1 protein-coding gene is annotated in these 1,125 nt (G+C 48.3%); it reads left to right on the plus strand.

All coding sequences use genetic code 11. The features are described from left to right. The coding region (tuf, locus tag HR45_RS18875) for an elongation factor Tu (protein ID WP_037445926.1) at window positions 1–1,083 on the plus strand (1,083 nt) is incomplete at its 5' end. Between the last annotated feature and the right edge of the window lie 42 nt (window positions 1,084–1,125).

The raw sequence follows: 1,125 nt of genomic DNA on the forward strand, positions 1-1,125 counted from the left end.
GTACTGGCTAAAACCTACGGTGGTGAAGCAAAAGACTTCGCTGCAATCGATAACGCTCCAGAAGAGCGTGATCGTGGTATTACCATCAATACCTCACACATCGAATATGACACACCAACTCGCCACTACGCCCACGTAGACTGCCCAGGCCACGCTGACTATGTTAAAAACATGATCACTGGTGCTGCACAGATGGACGGCGCGATTCTGGTAGTAGCTGCGACTGACGGCCCAATGCCACAAACTCGTGAGCACATCCTGTTGTCACGTCAGGTAGGCGTACCATACATCATCGTATTCATGAACAAATGTGACATGGTTGATGATGAAGAGCTGTTGGAACTGGTTGAGATGGAAGTTCGTGAACTGCTGTCTGAATACGACTTCCCAGGTGATGACCTGCCAGTAATTCAAGGTTCAGCTTTGAAAGCACTGGAAGGCGAAGCAGATTGGGAAGCTAAGATCATCGAACTGGCAGAAGCACTGGATTCATACATCCCAGAACCAGTACGTGACATCGACCACCCATTCCTGTTGCCTATTGAAGACGTATTCTCAATCTCAGGCCGTGGTACAGTAGTAACAGGTCGTGTAGAACGCGGTATCATCAACGTAGGTAACGAAGTAGAAATCGTGGGTATCCATGACACTACTAAGACTACCTGTACTGGTGTAGAAATGTTCCGCAAACTGCTGGACGAAGGTCGTGCAGGTGAGAACGTAGGTGTTCTGTTGCGTGGTACTAAGCGTGATGAAGTTGAACGTGGTCAAGTACTGGCTAAGCCAGGTACCATCACTCCACACACTCAATTCGAATCAGAAGTATACGTATTGAGCAAAGAAGAAGGTGGTCGTCACACTCCATTCTTCAAAGGCTACCGTCCACAGTTCTACTTCCGTACAACTGACGTAACCGGTACCATCGAACTGCCAGAAGGCGTAGAAATGGTAATGCCAGGTGACAACATCAAGATGGTAGTGACTCTGATCTGCCCAATCGCGATGGACGAAGGTCTGCGTTTTGCAATCCGTGAAGGTGGCCGTACAGTAGGCGCCGGTGTGGTAGCAAAAATCATCGCCTAATTATTTAGGACGATTGAAAAAGGAAGCTTCGGCTTCCTTTTT

It is taken from the genome of Shewanella mangrovi (genome assembly GCF_000753795.1).
GTDB lineage: Bacteria > Pseudomonadota > Gammaproteobacteria > Enterobacterales > Shewanellaceae > Shewanella > Shewanella mangrovi.